Origin of the sequence: Carnobacterium pleistocenium FTR1 (assembly GCF_000744285.1) — a bacterium.
In the GTDB taxonomy this organism is placed as follows: Bacteria; Bacillota; Bacilli; order Lactobacillales; family Carnobacteriaceae; genus Carnobacterium_B; species Carnobacterium_B pleistocenium.
In genome coordinates this window covers 1,065,098-1,083,948 of sequence record NZ_JQLQ01000002.1, presented here as the reverse complement: position 1 = coordinate 1,083,948, position 18,851 = coordinate 1,065,098, and the positions used below count along the sequence as shown (strand labels likewise).

General features: G+C 40.0%; 16 protein-coding genes, 1 pseudogene and 1 other annotated feature. Of the genes and pseudogenes, 3 read left to right on the top strand and 14 right to left on the bottom strand.

Annotated elements, in window-relative coordinates; all coding sequences use genetic code 11:
- Positions 1 to 9: 9 nt before the first annotated feature.
- From rbsD to BP17_RS05195, 9 genes are all read right to left on the bottom strand, one after another.
- Entirely contained in the window at positions 10 to 408 is a 399-nt protein-coding gene (rbsD, locus tag BP17_RS05235) for a D-ribose pyranase (protein WP_035052340.1), read from the bottom strand.
- Positions 383 to 1,288: a ribokinase gene (gene rbsK, locus BP17_RS05230; protein ID WP_035052338.1), complete on the bottom strand. Its 906-nt coding sequence runs from the start codon at positions 1,286 to 1,288 to the stop codon at positions 383 to 385. The genes rbsD and rbsK overlap by 26 nt, the downstream gene beginning before the upstream one ends.
- Positions 1,285 to 2,265 (bottom strand): LacI family DNA-binding transcriptional regulator, encoded by a 981-nt coding sequence (locus BP17_RS05225; protein WP_035052336.1) that lies wholly within the window; start codon positions 2,263 to 2,265, stop codon positions 1,285 to 1,287. The genes rbsK and BP17_RS05225 overlap by 4 nt, the downstream gene beginning before the upstream one ends.
- A 338-nt stretch (positions 2,266 to 2,603) precedes the next feature.
- Entirely contained in the window at positions 2,604 to 3,494 is an 891-nt protein-coding gene (locus tag BP17_RS05220) for a VOC family protein (protein WP_035052335.1), read from the bottom strand.
- Between the two features lie 446 nt (positions 3,495 to 3,940).
- Entirely contained in the window at positions 3,941 to 4,768 is an 828-nt protein-coding gene (locus BP17_RS05215) for a MetQ/NlpA family ABC transporter substrate-binding protein (RefSeq protein WP_035052332.1), read from the bottom strand.
- Between the two features lie 15 nt (positions 4,769 to 4,783).
- Complete coding sequence (locus tag BP17_RS05210; RefSeq protein ID WP_035052330.1) at positions 4,784 to 5,989, bottom strand: aminotransferase class I/II-fold pyridoxal phosphate-dependent enzyme; 1,206 nt, start codon at positions 5,987 to 5,989, stop codon at positions 4,784 to 4,786.
- A gap of 15 nt (positions 5,990 to 6,004) precedes the next feature.
- Positions 6,005 to 7,105: an iron-containing alcohol dehydrogenase family protein gene (locus BP17_RS05205; protein WP_035052328.1), complete on the bottom strand. Its 1,101-nt coding sequence runs from the start codon at positions 7,103 to 7,105 to the stop codon at positions 6,005 to 6,007.
- A gap of 74 nt (positions 7,106 to 7,179) precedes the next feature.
- Positions 7,180 to 7,448: a binding site (T-box leader), on the bottom strand.
- A gap of 246 nt (positions 7,449 to 7,694) precedes the next feature.
- The gene (locus BP17_RS05200; protein ID WP_035052326.1) at positions 7,695 to 8,216 is read right to left on the bottom strand and encodes a dihydrofolate reductase family protein; all 522 of its coding nucleotides are present in this window, start codon (positions 8,214 to 8,216) and stop codon (positions 7,695 to 7,697) included.
- A gap of 204 nt (positions 8,217 to 8,420) precedes the next feature.
- On the bottom strand, positions 8,421 to 9,302 hold the full coding sequence (locus tag BP17_RS05195) for a VOC family protein (protein ID WP_035052324.1): 882 nt from the start codon (positions 9,300 to 9,302) through the stop codon (positions 8,421 to 8,423).
- A 262-nt stretch (positions 9,303 to 9,564) separates the two neighbouring features.
- Between BP17_RS05195 and BP17_RS05190 the strand changes: the two genes are divergently transcribed.
- Entirely contained in the window at positions 9,565 to 10,497 is a 933-nt protein-coding gene (locus tag BP17_RS05190) for a competence protein ComK (protein ID WP_035052323.1), read from the top strand.
- A gap of 68 nt (positions 10,498 to 10,565) precedes the next feature.
- On the opposite strand, the gene BP17_RS05185 is transcribed toward BP17_RS05190, so the two are convergent.
- From BP17_RS05185 to BP17_RS05175, 3 genes are all read right to left on the bottom strand, one after another.
- Positions 10,566 to 11,111, bottom strand: coding sequence for a sigma-70 family RNA polymerase sigma factor (locus tag BP17_RS05185; protein WP_035052321.1), 546 nt, complete (start codon positions 11,109 to 11,111; stop codon positions 10,566 to 10,568).
- A gap of 462 nt (positions 11,112 to 11,573) precedes the next feature.
- The gene (locus BP17_RS05180; RefSeq protein ID WP_051910461.1) at positions 11,574 to 13,037 is read right to left on the bottom strand and encodes an amidase; all 1,464 of its coding nucleotides are present in this window, start codon (positions 13,035 to 13,037) and stop codon (positions 11,574 to 11,576) included.
- A gap of 354 nt (positions 13,038 to 13,391) precedes the next feature.
- Complete coding sequence (locus tag BP17_RS05175; protein WP_156956000.1) at positions 13,392 to 13,616, bottom strand: hypothetical protein; 225 nt, start codon at positions 13,614 to 13,616, stop codon at positions 13,392 to 13,394.
- Between the two features lie 220 nt (positions 13,617 to 13,836).
- On the opposite strand from BP17_RS05175, the gene BP17_RS05170 reads away from it, so the two are divergent.
- Positions 13,837 to 14,757: a helix-turn-helix domain-containing protein gene (locus BP17_RS05170; protein WP_035052318.1), complete on the top strand. Its 921-nt coding sequence runs from the start codon at positions 13,837 to 13,839 to the stop codon at positions 14,755 to 14,757.
- 85 nt (positions 14,758 to 14,842) lie between these two features.
- Here the strand turns inward: BP17_RS05170 and BP17_RS05165 are convergent, their stop codons facing one another.
- Positions 14,843 to 16,462, bottom strand: a complete 1,620-nt coding sequence (locus BP17_RS05165; RefSeq protein WP_232219636.1) for an HAD-IC family P-type ATPase — start codon at positions 16,460 to 16,462, stop codon at positions 14,843 to 14,845.
- Positions 16,463 to 16,465: 3 nt separating this feature from the next.
- Positions 16,466 to 17,371: pseudogene (locus tag BP17_RS13530) on the bottom strand (HAD-IC family P-type ATPase); the annotation flags it as partial.
- Positions 17,372 to 17,738: 367 nt separating this feature from the next.
- Between BP17_RS13530 and BP17_RS05160 the strand changes: the two are divergent.
- On the top strand, positions 17,739 to 18,845 hold the full coding sequence (locus BP17_RS05160; RefSeq protein ID WP_035052315.1) for an Ldh family oxidoreductase: 1,107 nt from the start codon (positions 17,739 to 17,741) through the stop codon (positions 18,843 to 18,845).
- Positions 18,846 to 18,851 lie beyond the last annotated feature (6 nt).

Below are 18,851 nucleotides of genomic sequence, written 5' to 3'. Positions count from 1 at the left end.
ATACACCTCCTAAAATAGCACACCTGATTGCAAGATAATGTTGGAATATGGCGTTGCTTCGCCGGTACGGATCACAGCTTTAACGTCTTTCAACTGGTCTTTGAAGTCTTCGTGGCTGACATATGTGATTTCTTCATTTTCGATTAAAGCTGCTTCAACTGCTGCCAACTGACTAGTATTTTGTTGTTTGATTTCTTCTGCTAAGATCACTTTTTCGACTTTCATATCGCTTAAGACAACTTTTAAGACGGATAAGAATGATGGTTCGGATAAAGTCAACGCTAAATCGATTTTTTTCACACCATCCGGTACAGGCAGACCCGCATCTCCGATCGCAATTTTATCTGTATGTCCTAAATCGGCTAACACTTTAGCGATCTCACTATTTAATATTCCATGTTTTTTCATACTGTTCACTCTCTTTCATCTCTGCTAGTGTAGGCATTCCGCCTTGAGCACCAAATTTTTGAATCGATAACGATGCAGCTAAATTGCCAAAACGAATACTAGATTCCATATCCAAGCCAGCTGTAAGTGCTACTGCGAAGGCTCCGTTAAACGTATCTCCAGCACCTGTTGTGTCTACTGGATTCACTTTATAAGAAGAAACCTGTTTTTCACTTGTTCCATCATGGTAATAAACGCCTTTTGATCCCATGGTCACGATCAATTGATTTGGAAATTTTGCTACCCCTTCAGCAACCGTCATGTCTGGAAACAGCAATTTAAACTCACTTTCATTGGGTGTCAAATACGTTGCTTTTGCTAAAAGATTTTGGCTTACTTGTCTAGCTGGAGCTGGGTTATAAATGACTTTGACGTGCTGCTCAAAACAACTAGTAATAATTTGTTCCACTACTTCTTGCGGCAATTCATTTTGGACCACTACAATATCGCTTGCTTGGATCAATTCCTTTAGTTTTGCCATGCGCTCGTTGCCAATCGCGTTATTCGCTCCGGGAATATAAATGATGGTGTTATCGCCATCTACAACCGTGATATGAGCAGATCCAGATGGTACTTGTGTAACGGGTTCCACATAATCCGTATGAATCTTATTTACGGTCAAGTTTTGGATCAATTCTTTCCCGAATAGATCCGTTCCAACCGTTCCAGCCATATAAACGTCTCCGCCTAAACGAGCACTCGCTACCGCTTGGTTCGCTCCTTTGCCACCAAAAGTGGTCGTAAATCCGTTACCGGTAATGGTTTCTCCGACTACTGGTCTTTTATCAGCAGTTACTACGAAATCTGTTGAAATACTGCCGATCACTGCTATTTTACTCATTTTTTATCCTTCTCTCTGACTGATTCTCTAATTTTTAAGGTTACGGGCAATTGAATCCGGCTACTCTCGACCGGTTTTTTTTCAAGAATGTCGCACAATAATTCTGCTCCTCTATAGCCCATCTCATAAGCAGGCTGCGCAATCGTCGATAAACCTGGATACATCATTCTGCTAAACGGCATATCATCATAGCCAATGATTTGAAACTCTTCTGGGATGTGCTTTCCTTTTTTGATGGCTTCTTTCATCAACGCGATTGCATACACATCGTTTGAAGCGATGACACTATCAGCCAAAGGATAAGCTTCAAAAAATTGTTCAGCTGTTTGCTCGGCTAATTCAAATTTAAAACTTTGTGTTTGAAACAACTGGTAGTCTAACTGACGTGCTTGTAGAATTTTTTCGTTACCCGCTAATCGCAATGCTGAACTTGGGACGTCTTTTGGTCCCACCATGATCACGATTTCTTTTGGGTCTCTATCGGCAATCGCTTCTGCAGCGAGCATCCCACCAGTGTAGTCGTCGGAATGGACTGCCAGATCTCGGTCGCTTTCGACGCGGTCTAGCGTGACGAACGGCATTTTTTTTATTTTGTTGACATCTCCTTGAACAGCAGAGATCACACCGGCAATGTTATTTTGCAAGAAAATTTTCAAGTAGTCTTTCTCTTTTTCCAAATCATCTTCTACATTGCCTAACAGCAAACTGTACCCTCGTTGATTCACTCCATCTTCTACTCCTTTAGCAATCAAAGGAAAAAACGGATTCGCAATATCTGGCAATAATAGGCCAATCAGCTTTGATTTCTTTTGATACAATGACCGGGCTACTTCGTTAGGGTAAAAATTCAATTCCTTGACGGCTGCCTCTACTTTTTTGCGAGCTGCTTCACTGACATAGCCGCTATGGTTTAGCGCCCTCGATACTGTAGCGACCGATACACCTGCTAATTTTGCTACTTCTTTTATCGTTGTCATGTCATCCCTCGCTTAATTTAAAAGTAATATGGAACCGATTACACATGAATCTTAACATGGCTTGTTTTTATATGCAAGCGTTTTCTTTATGTTTTTTTAATTAGTTGAAAATTTTCTTAGGTCTTCTTGGCTTTCAAGCCTCAAACAGTGCTTAATCGATGAGGCGTTAACGCTCTATAATTCGCACTGAATACAATGCAGGTCTACAAGCAACCCCTATTCCGTCAGAAATTCCAGGTAAGTAGTTGAAACAATTCACCAATACAAAAATCTGTTTTCAGGCATCTAAATTTTTCGCGAAAAAAAGCCTATCTCCTGTAAGATAGGCTTTTTTACTTTTATCCTTCGTAAGCTTTTATCAATTCGGCAATATTCATTTTTTTCATTGGAAGAAAGGCTTGTACTACACGATTCAATTGTTCTTGGTCTTTGGTATTCATTATGTCATTCATGATTGTAGGTGAAATTTGCCATGAGAATCCATATTTATCTTTCAACCAGCCACATTGTTCAGCTTCCGGTACAACAGATAATTCTTCCCAAAGGTAATCAATTTCTTCTTGCGTATCACAATTTACTAAAAATGAAATAGCTTCAGAAAATTTAAAATCATGAGCCATAGCACTATCCATCGCTACGAAATTTTGTCCTTCTAGATTAAATGCTCCATACATCAATTTCCCACCTTGTTTTAGCTCATCATCACCGTAATAACTCAACCCATCAATGGCGGAATTAACAAAAATTGAGGTATAAAATTGGATTGCCTCTTCTGCTTTACCATACTGTTCACCAGTAAACAACATAACTGGAGTAATTTTTTGTGAGATCAACTGATCTGGTAGATACATAATTTGCCAAGAAAGGCCAAACCTATCTTCTGTCCAGCCATATTTCTCACTAAAAGGATACGCATCAAGTGGCATAAGGATTGAACCATCTTTGGATAGTTGCTTCCATAAACGATCGACTTCTGACAAGGTATTGCAAATGACCTGTAAAGAAACGGATGGATTCAACTTGAAAGTTGGACCAGCAGAAATGGACATAAAAGTTTTGTTAGCCAAAGTAAACACGATGCTGTCTGCAGATCCGGAAGGTGTATCTGAAGGAGTGTTATTAAGGGTTACGATACTGTCGATAGAAGAATAATCAAACAAACTAACATAGAATTCGGCCGCTTCAAGAGCTTCTTTGTCATACCATAGATGCGTAACAATTTTTTGCATGGTATACCTCCTCGTTCCTTTTGATTAAGTATACGCCTGACAAAAAATATTGTAAAAACATCTTGCTTGTCATTTTCCACTCTTAAAACTATTCTCAAACTTGTGATAAAGAGCCTCAGTTCAGGCTACTCAAAGGCATTTCTGATTTGAGATTGCGCTACTAGCCTTAGTTCATGCTACTCACTAGGAACTTTTTATTTGAGTTACCGCTACCAGACTTAGTTCATGCTACTCACTAGGCACTTTCTATTTGAGTTACCGATACGAGCTCTAGTTCAGGCTACTCAACAGCATTTTCGACTTTGAGTTACCTTTACTAGCTTTAGTTCGGGCGACTCAACAGCATTTCCGACTTTGAGTTGCCATTACTACCCTCAGTTCGAACGACTCAAAGGCATTTCCGACTTTGAGTAACTGCAACAAAGCCTTCTAATAGATCCAGTTTTTTACCAGGCTGGAATAAGTGCTCCTTTGAACTCTTCTTCAATATATTGTTTGATTTCATCTGTTTGGTAGTAGTCTACGAATTGCGCAATCGCTTCGTCATCTTTATCTTCGGTACGAGAAACAATGTAGTTTGCTTGTTTTAGATCCGAAACATCTTCCATGAAGATTCCGGTTTCTTGTGGATTTAAACCAGCGTCAAGGGCAAAATTCGAGTTGATACCTGCAGCTCCTAAATCTTGCAATTGGGATGGCAATTGTGCCGCCTCAGAAGTAATAAAGTCTAAATTCAAGTTGTTCTCAATGATGTCGCTCGTTGTAACTTCTTGCCCTGAACCTTCTGGTAAAGTAATCAATCCGGCTTCTTCAAAGAGTTGCAACGCACGTCCTTCTTGCGTTGGCGAATTTGGAATGCCAATCACGTCGCCTTCTTTAACTTCACTGACGTCGGTATATGCTTCAGAATAGATCCCCATCGGAATAGAAACCGTTGAAACTATTTTGGTCAGCTCATACCCAGTTTCTTCTATTACAGTTTCTAAAAAAGGACCTGTTTGGAAGGAATTGATGTCTACTTCGCCATCTGCTAGTGCGGTATTAGGTTGGACAAAATCGGAAAACGCAACGACCTCAATTTCTAAGCCATCTTCAGCGGCTATTTTTTTGATTTCATTCAAAATGTCTTCATGTGGTCCCGTTGTTACGCCTACAGTCAAAACGTCATCACTCAATAATCCTGCTCCTTCTGAAGACTCTGCTTCATTCACACTGCATCCTGCTAAAATGGCCCCAATTGCGACTGTTGTAATGATTCCTAATTTTCTTTTCATGTTTATTTCCCCCTATTAGTTGTTTAGTATTTTTTCTGCTTTTATTGAGTTGAATAGTGCTAACCCAGCGATTCTTTTGGCTGCTTCTAACAGCCGCTCGTCTGGTTGGGATAGCCCAACGCGAATGTACCCTTCGCCTAATGTGCCAAATCCATTGCCGGTTGTTACAATGACATGCGCTTGAAGCAACAAGACATCAAAAAACGCCTCTGACGTAAAGCCATCTGGTACTTTGATCCATACATAAAACGAGCCCTTTGGTTTATGTATCTCTAATCCTGTTGGTTCCAATTCAGAGATAAACGCATTTCTACGTCGCTCATAAACGGCCGCTAATTCTTTTGCAGAAGTCTGATCACTCAATAAAGCTTTTGCTGCAGCTCTTTGAATGCCGCCATACAGACTAACATTGGTATGGTCTTGCATCAAATTGATACTTTCGATGACCGAAGCATTTCCTACTGCAAATCCAATGCGCCAGCCGGCCATATTATGTGACTTTGATAAAGTGAAGAATTCCACCCCCGTGTCTTTTGCGCCTGGCGTTTGTAAAAAGCTTAAGGACTTCTTATTGTCAAATGTGAGCGAGCCATATGCAAAATCGTGAGCGACACAAATGTTATTCTTTTGAGCAAATGCAACCGTCTCAGCGAAGAACTCTGCCGTTGCTGTTGCCGCTGTTGGATTGTTTGGGTAATTTAGAAACAATAATTTCGCTTTGGCCGCAACGGTTGGTTCGACCAGATCATACTCAGGTAAAAAGTCATTTTCAGCCAATAAAGGCAATGAGGCAATTTTAGCATTTGCCAACGCAATTCCCGATAAGTAATCCGGGTAAGAAGGATTTGGCAGCAAGACTGTGTCTCCTGCGTTCAGCAAACACTGGCTGATCTCTACAATGCCCGCTTTTGATCCATGTAAAACCGCTACTTCCGTTTCAGGATCTAGCGTTACTCCGTATTCCCGTAAGTAATATTCAGCAACTGCTTCTCTTAAATAACGATACCCTCTATAAGGTCCGTATTTATCATTCTGTGGATCATCAGCTGCTGCTTTTAATTCTTCCACAATGAAGGTCGGCGTCGGCTGATCTGGATTTCCAATGCCTAAATCGATCACATCGTAACCTGCTTCAATCAGTGGAGCTGCTTTGGCCCGCAAATGAGCAAAGAACTGAACAGGGAGTCGTTTCAGCGTATCTGATGGTTCAAATGTGGTCATATTGCATCCTCCTAGCTATACTTTTAGGGTTAAATAATTTTCTAACGCATGAATCGCTTGTTGAATCGTTTCCTTTGTTGCTGTGTACTCCGATTGACTGAGGTTCGCATCCACTGAAATGTTCGTTGCCAATTCAGCAATTTGGTCATCCGTTAGATAGCTCAAATTCAAATCAGCTAACGTTTTTGGTAAATTTAATTTGTCATAAAAGGCCGCTAGCTGATCGACTTCTGCCCAATTTTCTTCAACTGATAACTGGATCAGTATGCCATAAGCCACTTTCTCACCGTGCAGAAATGCATGTGTTTCAGGAAAGATCGTTAATTTGTCATGAACAGCATGCGCGATGGTTGAACGTGCATAGCCGTCTCCTAGACCGCCCACTAAACCGCTGACGGCAATAATAGTTTCACACACTTGCGTAAAAGCCTGCGTAAGCGTATGGGATTGGCTATCTGTCACTGCCTGCGGGGCATAGTTGAGAATCGTATCTCTACAAGTTAAAGCCGCTGCCCGCGACACCAACAAGAGCGCATTTGTTTGATGTTTAGGTTGGGATAAAATGATGTCCGATTCATACCATTTAGCCAGCGTATCCGCTGCCCCAGCTATAAAATAGTTGACCGGTGCGTCCAGTAGCAAGTTCGGTTCAACAGCTAACAGTGCTGCTTGTTTCGTATGTAGATCAAATCCCAGACAAACACCTTCAACATTATACATGACACTTAATGGTGTCCACGGAGCACAATTGCTAGCCAGGGTTGGGATCAAAATCGATTGAACGCCCGCAGCAGATTTTGCTGCTGCATATTTGACCGTATCCATCAGCTTCCCGCCGCCTACCCCAATAATGGCATCTGCACCGCTTTGCCTAGCGCGTTCTGCGATTCGATCCACTTCTTCATACGTGCATTCGCCATTGAATGCCACAAATTCTAATGCTAGGTCACTTGCTATCAAATCGGCTAGATAACTTTCGGCTTTTTCCCAAGAACGTGCTCCATGGACAATCACGGCTTTTTGGATACCGCGTAAGGTCAATTTATTTGTTAAAGTAGCTAAAACGCCTACTCGACACTCATATTCTTGTGGACCTGTTCTGGCAATTAATGACATGTGCTATCCCTCCAAATTTAAAACTCGCTTTAAAAAAAGATAAAAAAAATCCGCCCCTGCACAAAAAATCTTTGTGCAAGGACGGAAAGTTAAATTCTCTCGTGTTACCACCTTGTTTTATAAAAGCTTCGCAGCTCTTACCTTAACCAGTACGTTTAGTTCAAAGAGAACCTATTAATACTGTGACACTGTAACGGGTGTACCCGTAATCATCTAAAGTCCATAAACTTTCGATCATTCCACTCCAAGACCATCTTCCATTTCAGTTCTACTGCCTCTTTTCACCAACCAAGGCTCTCTACAAGTATCGCTTAAAATGTACTCTTCTTTTCTTCGTGTTTATAAAATCAATTTTAATGTTACTCTAATCAATTTATCATTGAAATCACTATAACAGCCCCATCATTTTTTGTCAATGGATCTTAATAAGTTTATTTCATGTGCTTCTGCTCGATGGTCAAATGGTGTGGATGCTCTCAGATAAAATTTTTTCTGGAATAGACGAACTTTGCTTCAGTTAGTTATCCACACTAAAAATCCAACAGTCACTCAAATTTTCATTTGATTGACTATTGGATTTTTGTTATCTTTAACGATTCACATACCTCAAAATGACAATTCCATTATCTACAATGTATTCTTCCAATTTCAATTCAATTGGCGGGTGATTGTCATAAAATAATGGTCGACCGGCTCCAAGAACGATTGGGATCAGTCCAATAATGTACTCATCAATACAATCCGCTTTTAAAAAAGTATTGATCAACTGACCGCCACCAAATAGCATAATATCTTTTCCAGCTTTTTGCTGCTCTTTTTGGATAACCTCAATAATGTCACTCCCGCAAAATTTGATGTTATCATAAGCAGTGATTGGCGCATGGGTAGCTACATAAACGGTCTTTGTTTTGAATTCCAGATGCATATCTTGCTCATAGCATCTTTTCCCCATCACCACGATATCGATGTCTTCTAACAAAGTTTCATAATTGTACTGATTTTTCGTATTTAATGAATCGTCTTCGTACCCTTTGATCCATTCGTAACTGCCATCTTCATTAGCAATAAAGCCATCTAAACTCATCGCTAAATTCATTATGATTTTTCTCATTCTTATTTGCTCCTTTTTATGCTAGCTCTCATAAGCTTTTTTTAATTCAGCGAGCCCCAGTTCATGCGACTCAAAGGCACTTTTTCATTTGAGTAAGCGTAACGAGCTTTAGTTCGTGCAACTCACTAGTCACTTTCTATTTGAGTTACCTCTACAAGCTTCAGTTCGGACCACTTAAAAATATTTTTCTTATAAGATTGACTTTTACCCCTCATAAGCTTTTTTCAATTCAGCGATATCGATTTTTTTCATTTTAAGGAAGGCTTGTGTTACTCGTTTCAGCTGGTCGGGGTCTTTTGTTGTTGTCAATTTCTTCATGATCGTAGGAATAATTTGCCAAGATACGCCATACTTATCTTTTAACCAGCCACACTGTCCCGCTTCAGGTACAGCAGATAGTTCTTCCCAGTAATAGTCGATTTCTTCTTGCGTATTGCAATTTACCATGAAGGAAACAGCTTCATTAAATGTAAAACCATTTAATTTGCCGCTATCCATCGCTACAAAACCTAGTCCTTCTAAATCGAACAAGCCATACATGACTGTACCCAATTGATTTTGCTCATCGCCCTCACCATAGTAATGAAGTCCATCAATGGCTGCATTATCAAATACCGAAGTATAAAACGCCATCGCTTCTTTGGCCTTGCCGCATTGTTCACCAGAAAACAACAAAGTTGGGACAATTTTTTGAGCAATCAATTGGTTAGGCAAATGCAAAATTTGCCAAGAAAGACCGTATCTATCTTCTGTCCAACCGTATTTGTCGCTAATTTTATCGGCGCCAAGTGGTATCAAAACATGGCCATCCTTAGACAATTCTTGCCATAAATGTTCTGCTTCTTCTATAGTATCGCAAAAGATTTGAAAGGAAATAGCTGGTGTGAATTTGAATCGGGGGCCAGCGGAAATAGCCATGAATGATTGGCCAGCTAGTGTAAAATTGACGGTTTCTACAGTTCCTGAAGGCGTATCATCAATTTCCATACGACTAGTGATTGAAGAATAGTCAAATAACGACGAGTAAAATTCGGCTGCTTCGGCTGCTTCCTGATTACACCAAAAATACGGAACAATTTTTTGCATAATAAGTCCCCCTTATCGCTATCTTTTAGTTCAGTATACGTTACGCATCGGTATTTGTAAAAATATCCCACCTATCAATATGACTAAGTTTTCTACACATTACCTTTCATCTATGGATGATTAGAATTAAAGGGAATTAATTAAAAAACAATTATAATTTAATGTTAAAAATAAAAAAATGAGTGTTATATAAAAAGATAACGTTTACACTAATGATATGTTATTTTATTAACAAATCATTAGTTGAAATGGAGACGAAAGCATGAAAGAAGATTTTGAACGTGATCAGCAGCATGGCTACTATAAAAACTGGCGGAAGAGTTATTATCAATTTAATGAACAATCCCGTGTTAGAAAAGCTCCAACTCATTTAGGCGAAGTTTACGAATCGAATTACTATTATGAAACGACCTTTATTCGAAAACCAATCACCCCTTTATTGATCACGGATAACATGATTCCTTCTTTGCTTGCCATTAGTTTTGAGCAGTCCCATATTTTAGTGAATTCAAAAACCTTTTATATAAAAGATATCCACGATGTAGCAGATACACCCTTTAATACGATTGTTTTCCAATTAGGTGCACCGCCACTAAAAACCAAAGAAGATTCACGTACGATCATGAACCGCTATTTCGATAAAAAACCGTTGAATTATCAGTTCATTCAGTCTATCGGAAAAAGTCTAGGGTATCATCACCGTTGTCCTTTCGTTTCAGGTTATGAACTATTTGTGCCTGAAAAAGGATCTTCTAACGATTCAACCAGTTGGTATGGACTGCACCATATCGTCGATTCAGAGGAAGATAAAAAGGGGAATCATATGCACGTGTATTTTCGTGAAGGGCATGAATTGGAACTGCTTGTTTCCGCGCGCAGTTTTAATGAACAAGTAGAGCGTTCAGCTAACCTTTCTTTTCTTCAGCACTTGGTAATCGACGAACTCGTTGGGCTTTTACACTATACCCGTACACCTTACTTTACAGAAGAACTAAATATCGTTCAAAGACGATTGAAAGCTTCTACTTTTACTGCAGTCCCTCAACCACTAGAAAAAGTTTTGCATTTCATGTCAAGCTATCAGGTAAGTGACATACTCGAAACGGTTTTTGGAGCAGGAAATCCTTATATCGATGAGATCAGAAAAGATTTTACCTTCACTTTGAAAAATAAGCCTTCTTCTTTTAATAAATAGACAAAACAAGCATACGCCAGAAATTAAATATTTCTGGCGTATGCTTGTTTTTTAATTGATGGATTTTTTTAGTTTTTCAGAATAAGTAAAAAGTGGTTCAGCTTCTCAGCTACTCGCTTTTTCCATTGGTAAACGGTTTTTCGACTCACTGCTTGTTTTTTGGCAATTTCGGTGACCGATAACTGATTGACAACAGCATCTAATAAATACGCTTGTTCATTTTTAGTTAACAGCGGCAGCATTTCTTTCAATAGATCCATTTCTTGATACGCTTGTTCAAATGGCACTTGCGTATCTGGTCGATTGGACTCTAAATGTTCTGGCCAAGGCATTTCGCGCTCCCATTTTCGCTGCTGTTTTCGCAATAGATCAAGCATATGCCAGCGGACTTTTGTGTAGGCAAAACCAGTGAATTGATACAAGAATTCTTCTTGTTCCAAATCTTCCGGAAATGTTTCGTAAGCTTCTACAAGTTTTAACAATCCTTGTTGCACGAAATCATCGTAATCTGCATGCCTCCAGCTTACATTTAATTTCTTCAGTACCCCGTGGACGATTTTTGAATGTTGATCAAAAAAAGCTCGTTCTTTGTCTTCGCTTAAGGTTCTTATCATCTGTTTCAAATCCTTTTTCGTGGTGTTACAAGGCCTTGTACTCTTACAGCATACTCAGTTCTTGTGAAACCGACAATCAACCAAACTAGCCAAAAAAGCCTCCAAAATCTCACCAATGAGAGACTTTGGGGCTGTTTAATAAAGGGGTTTATCTTCAAAAAAGAAACCTTTCTGGAATGAGCGAAACAGCTTATAAAATACCAGGTGCTGCTGGAAGCCTTAAATAAGTTGCAATTCCCCACCAATAATCGGGAAACAACCCTCCTAACTATCGATAGGTCATCTTTAGCTGATTGAGGATCAAATCGCAGCTTTTTATCAAATTTGGTCGCATATGGTACAACTTTAATTGGGAGGGTGACCAAATAGAGTAATTAGATGCGAAATCACGTTAAACTTGTTTTCTAAAGTATTGGTCAAGCAATAAAAAGGGTTTAGCCTACAGTGCTCTTGGCTCAATTCTCAACTAAATTGTCCGTCGGCTTCCAATGATCGTCCAATCTCTAATAACCATTCTTCTTTGCCTTTTGGTGCAGTAAACTGGACACCTAAAGGCAACCCGTTCTGAGTTACATGGACTGGTAAACTGATCGCTGGTTGGCCAGTTAAATTGGCCTGCACTCCGAATGGTGTAACAGTCAGACTTTTATCAAACATGTTCCAAACAATTTCCTGTTGTTGGTCCATTGAATAGTCTTCGATATGCCGCATCTGGTCAAGTATAACTTTATCCTGCCATTGCACACCGACTTCTGGAGCAGCCTCCGCTGTTGCTGGGGTCAAATACAGATCGTACGAGTCATTGAAGTTCGCCATCACTTCTGCAGCTTGGTCCCACGTTGTTAATGTATTGGAATAACTGGCTGCTGAAATCGATTTTCCAGCCGTATACAAGACCCACGTGACCAGCTCCATGTCCTCAATAGTCACTGACCGCTGCAATTTTTTTTCAATACCTTCCATCATCGCCGTAGTTTCACCCGAATTCATGGCATAGTAAGATTTCATCAATTGGATCCCATCAATTTCTGGTGTCTTTTCGGTTACTTGGTGCCCATTTGCTTCCAACCATTTAACGGTTTTCAACACGGCTTTTTTAGCTTCTGCACTTACCGGAGTCTGAACGGGTGAATCAAGTGAGAATGCAATCCGAAATATTTTGCGCTGTGGATCAAGTAATCGATTTAAATAACCCGCTTCAAATAAAGGCGTTTGAAACGCAGCAGCCGGTTGAACCACTTGTAGAACATCCAACATCGCTGCAGTGTCTCGCATCGATTTTGTTAAAGCGAAACTAATCGCTGCTCCTTGCCAACTTCTACCGACACCCGGTCCAATCGGTGTCTTGCCGCGAGTTGGTTTTAGACCAACTAACCCCGTAAATGAAGCAGGAATACGAATCGATCCACCACCATCGCTTGCTCCAGCGATGGGTACCATACCAGACGCTACACTAGCAGCTGCTCCACCGCTTGAACCGCCTGGTGTGTGATCTAAATTCCAAGGATTGCGTGCTGGTCCATACAATTCGGACTCCGTTATATTCTTAAACGCAAATTCAGGAATATTCGTTTGGCCAATCACGACAAAACCAGCTTTTTCTAAGGCGGTCACAAAATGATTTGTTGATTGTGCAACATCTTTTTTTAACAACCGTGATCCAGCTGTATCCGGCTCACCAGCTAGCGCTTGGCCAATCCCCTTTGTTAGTAATGGGACTCCCCCAAATAGCTGATGGGAAAAATCACGTTTCTCTGCTTCAGCCAATGCTTTTTCCTTTCGCATATGCGTTACTGCATTCAGCAGCGGATTTTCACCTTCAATGATTCGAAAAGATTCCTCGATCAATTCTTTCGAAGATATTTGTTTGTTCTGTACTTGTTTTGCATAATACAAGCCGTCTTTTGTTCGATCCACTCTTTTCAACCTTCTCTCTTGCTGATTCTATCTTCCAGTGTATCATTGAAAACAAAAATTGACCTTATTGGCAGAAAAAAGACGAAAAAAAAAGGAAAGGTATGTATAATTTTAATTTCTGCACTTTATTAAAAACAGTTTTGTTTTTAATGAAGTGTAGAATGAATTAAAATTTCATCCCACGTCCCTTGATTTGATTGATATCGTGCTTTTTTTATTTTTTGTAGCTCTTATTTAACAATCGATAACAAGCGATTGTTTAAATTTGTCATAAGTTATTCATGACTCACTAAATTTCAAACTATTCTGTTAAAATTTTTAATTCTTTTTTAGAAATTCTATGCTAAAATAATTTGAATTCATTTAAAGGTTTACATCTAAATGAATGGTATGGAGAATTTGTTCCTCATCATCTTTAATGATGACAAAATAAATCTCTTTAGCTGACCAACTATTCAGATCATCAAAGGTATAATTGTTTTTACGCAAGACTGTATCGATTGGACAATCTATCGCACCATCGGCATTGATTAAAACGTCATTTATTTCCACATCTAGCCGAATCGTTTGATTTTTTGCTTTAATCACATACATATATTCTTGTTGAAGATCTGGTTTGGTTGATTTCGCTTCTTTTATAATGTTTAACCCCTACTTTCAGTGTGTAGCTTGTACAAACAAGGTTAAGTTAAAAATTTTTTTTGCTCTCAACTTAAGTTTGTTATCTAAACAGTATAACGAGTATTAGTGACTTTATGACCAAAAGTTACAATAATAACTGGACTAATTTTTAAAGGAGGCAGTCAAAATGAAGGAAATAAACGTACCCATTGGTTCAACACTAAAGAAAATCAGAGAAAATAAAGGGTATACGCAAAAAGAAATTTCAGACCATACGATGGCTCGTTCAACGTATACGAAATTTGAAAATGATGATATCACACCTACGCTTTCCAAATATCTCGCCATATTAGATCATATGGATATGTCCCATGAAGAATTTATTTATCTTTTAAATGACTTTGAATTAGGACAGAAAGAAACGATTTCTTATTTATTCAAACAATTAGAAAGAAATCCAACGCGTGAATTGGTCAAAGAAATCCTCGAAAAAGGCGAAAAATTAGCAAAGGAACGTTATGATCAATTGATTTTAGACATGCTGAATGCTTGTCGTGGCTATCTCGTTTTATTCGAGGAACAAGACTTAACTAAAGCAAAGGTCTATGCTCAAAAAGTGTGGGATCGGATGGAAACGTTGGATAAGTGGTATTTAGCTGAATTGCACATTATCAATAGTATTTTGTATCTATTCGACAGTGAAACAGCGGCTTTATTAACGGAAAGAGCTCTTGTAACGTTAAATCAATACTACCATCTTGAAGAAGCTAAAAACTTAAAAATCAGTTTTTTACTGCATTTAACAAATCTACTGATGATGGACCAAAAATACGAACGAGCTTTGTTTTACATCAAGCAATTAGAAGTAGAAAGTTCTCGTATGGACTTTTCGGTGATGTTTGCAGTTGCATTAGTCCGCAAAGAAGTTTGCATGACAAAAATCGGTGATACTTCTGAGCCGGGACTTATTGACCGTGCGATTCGTATTTTTGATAGTTTAGGGAAACAGAGTTTAAAAGAATTAGTTGAGACTGATCCAGAGAACTTTTTCAATCTTTATTCAAATTACCCTCTCGATAAAATACAAAACGAACTTTTAGCCCATTAACAGATCAGACTAGCAACCACCAACAAAAAAGACAGCCAAGAGGAAACGCTCTTGGCTGTCTTTTTAGTATTAAATGAGTTCGGATCTAGCGATTGCGGTGGTGCCGATAGAAAAAATACTTAGTCCCTTCCATAGCAGCAATGTAAAAACCAATCAGCAGTATGAGTATGGCAATTACATTGAACGGAATCGGTTCAAGTGCAAATAAGGAAGCTAATGGAGTATAGGGAAGCAGCATGGTGATGACTCCTATGATCACCGTTGAACCGGTAAGCAAAGGAGCCGGTTTACTCTTGAAGAAAGGTTTTTGCGTCCGTATGACCATCAATGTAGCTAATTCCGTCAAAATGGAGAAAGTGAACCACCCGCTTTGATAAAGCCCTTGAGACTCCCGAAAGATACTAAATAGGATGAATGTAATAAGGTAATCAAATACTGAACTAACCAAGCCAAAAGTAAACATGAAATGTTGAATAAATTTAATATCCCATTTACGTGGGGTTTGCACCATCTCTTCATCGACTGAATCTCCAGAAAGACTAAGCGCAGGAAAATCGGTCAAAAAATTAAGCAGTAAGATCTGTTTTGGCAACAATGGGAAAAAGTTCAAAATCAGGGAAATTCCCGCTACGCTGAACATATTGCCGAAATTAGCGCTCGTTGTTACCCAAATATACTTTAAGGTATTGCTGAAAGTAGTCCGTCCCTCCTCGATTCCTCGGTTCAATACGGAGAGGCTTTTTTCCATCAGCACGATATCTGCCGATTCTTTTGCTACATCCACAGCATTATCGACTGAGATACTCACGTCAGCGGCATGCAAAGCTGGCAAATCATTGATGCCATCTCCCATGTAGCCTACTACATGTGCTTTTTTCTTTAAGGCCAAAATGATGCGTTCTTTTTGGTTAGGGTCCACTTCAGCAAAAAGATTGATGTGTTCAATCTTTCTCCAAAGCGTATCTTCAGTCATCACTCTTAATTCTTTGCCTGTTACCGTTCCGGTTATCTCTATCCCTACCGCTTGAGCCGTGTGTAGAGCAATCAGCTTGTTATCCCCCGTAATGATCCGTAAGGCTACTCCTTTTCTTGATAATTCTTGTATCATTGAAATTGCATCCTCTTTAGGATGATCGGAGAAAAGAAGGAACCCCATAAATATCATGTCTTTCTCATCAGCTACGGTCACTTTTTCTGGGAGTGCTTCGGTTTTTTGAGCAATACCTAGTACGCGTATGCCTTGCTCGCTCCAGGATTTATAGCGTTGTTCTAATTCCGCTACAAGATCGTCGCCCTTGTCCCGTTTCACGCCATCGATCTCGATAAAACGACAAACCTCGAACACGCTGTTAAAAGCTCCCTTTACTACCAGTTTAGCTTGACCCTCTTCACGATAAAGCACACTCAACCGGCGACGAGTGAAATCGAAAGCCACCTCATCTAATTTTTGAACCGTTGCAATGTCCAACTTTTTAACTTTTTGGATGGTTTCATCTAGACTATTTCGCATTCCTTTTTGCAGAACGGCATTCAAATAAGCCAAACGAAAGACCCTTTCCGAGTCTTGACCGTTCCAATCCAGTGCACCATCTAATTGGATATCTCCATTCGTGAGTGTCCCCGTTTTATCGGTACACAAAGTATCCATGCTGCCAAAATTTTCGATAGAATTCAACCGGCGTACGATAACGCCACCTTTAGCCATCACTCGCGCTCCTTTTGATAAGGTGATGCTGATAATGGCCGGTAACAATTGCGGTGTGATCCCCACTGCTAGAGCGACTGAAAAAAGCAATGAATCAATGGCTGGTTTATCCAACAGAACGTTGATCGCGAATACCGTCAGCGTAAGGATCAACATGATTTGTGTTAAGAGAAAACCAAAATGTCAGATCCCTCTCTCAAAGTCTGTTTCTGGTGGACGCAACGTCAGCTGTTCGGCAATCCTACCATAATGGGTTGCCGTTCCGGTCCCCATCACAAGCTCGATCGCATGGCCACTAAATACGCTCGTTCCCATAAAAACACAGTTTTGTCGCTCTCCTACTTCGCTGTCTTCTGAAACCACTCCTGCTATTTTTTGGACCGACATTGATTCCCCGGTCAACAAGGATTGATTTACATATAGATCATCACTCTCCAATATGCGACCATCTGCTGGGATCATATTGCCCCCGGATAGTTGAACGATGTCGCCTGGCACTACAAACTGCGAAGAGATAGCGCTGAATTTCCCATCTCGTTTCACGGAACACGTAATTTGAACCTTTGACCTTAATTTTTCGATAGCTTGTCCAGCGCTGTACTCCTGATAGAAGCTTAATAACGCACTACCCATCACGATTAGAAGAATGATCTGTGCATCGAACCAATCACCAGTCACTGCAGAAATGCTCGTCGCAAAAATTAAGATCAGAATAATAGGGTTCTTGAACTGATTCAAAAACAGTGCAACCTGCGAAAGTCTTTTCTTTGGTTTTATGACGTTTTCACCATAGGCGGTCAGTCGAGTGGCAGCTTCCTTAGAACTCAGTCCATCTGTACTAGACTGAACTTGATCCAACGCTTCTGAGGAGTCTAAGCTCCAATACGGCACATCTGTTATTCTTTTCATGAATTCCCCTTCTTTGCTCTATTTTTTCACAACAAAAGATCAAATAAAACGATTCAGTTTTTCTTTTTTAACAGTTATTTCTCAATTGATTTAGACGATTTGAAGCTTTAAATAAAGTATACCGGCAAATGATTTTTATACAAAGAGATACGCTAGTTTAACTTACCTCAATCTGACTTAGCAGGTCACACGGACAACTTTTTTCACCATTCAGGTAAGACTGATAAAGTTAATGGGGTTTCACTGCTTTTTTTTAGTCTAAAATTGAGTTCTTTAGGCTTTTATGCTAGACTTAAACAGTATAAATAAAACGCTTACTTATTTCGTTTTTTGTTCGGTTTTTCACAAAAAAGGAGGAGAAGGTAGAATGACAAATTTTGTAGAATGGGAATTTTTGACCGAGTTTGTTGAAAAAGCTTTTATGGCTTATGGAATACCGGAAGCAGATGCAAAAATCTGTACCGATGTTTTGTTGCAATCAGATAAGAAAGGCATTGAAAGTCATGGGGTCAACCGGTTTAAACCGATTTATATCGATCGCATCAAAGACGGTATCCAAAATCCAGTGACTGAGTTTGAAATCGTACGCGAAACCCCTACAACGGCAGTAGTCGATGGTCATGACGGGATGGGTCAAGTGATTGCCCATCGTTCGATGCAAATGGCTATTGCTAAAGCTAAAAAATACGGCATGGGTATGGTAGCCGTCAAGAACTCTACCCATTTTGGGATTGCTGGTTATTATACCGATATGGCAGCAGATGCTGGGTGTATTGGCATGGCCGGCACGAACGCCCGTCCTTCTATTGCGCCAACATTCAGTGTGCAAAATAAATTAGGCACCAACCCACTGACGGTCAGCTTTCCAACGGATGAAGACTTCCCATTCTCATTGGACTGTGCTACTTCTATCATCCAACGAGGCAAAATCGAACTTTACGAACGTGAAGGCAAAGATACGCCTGCTGGAACGGTTGTTGCCCATGATGGATCTGCCATGACTGACTCTCCAACGATTTTAAAAGCTCTTCAAGCTGGCGAAGCAGCTCTTGCTCCACTGGGAGGGATCGGCGAAGAACTTTCTGGTTATAAAGGCTATGGCTACGCTACGATCGTCGAAGTTCTTTCATCTGCTCTGCAGCAAGGGAATTTTTTGAGCATGCTGTCTGGCATCGGCGATAGCGGCGAGAAAATAAAATTCCACTTAGGACACTTCTTCATTGCTATTGATACGGAAGCCTTTATGGGTCTAGAGAGTTTCAAGAAAACGACTGGTGACATCATGCGTGAATTGCGTGCCGCTGAAAAAGCTCCGGGTGCTGAACGCATCTATACGGCTGGAGAAAAAGAATATTTAATTTGGCAAAAACGCAAGAAAACGGGTCTGCCCGTTAGTGAACCCGTTCAAAAAGAACTGATTGCGATCCGTGACGATGCCGGATTGACCGATTACCGCTTCCCATTTGAGCAGTAAGGGAGA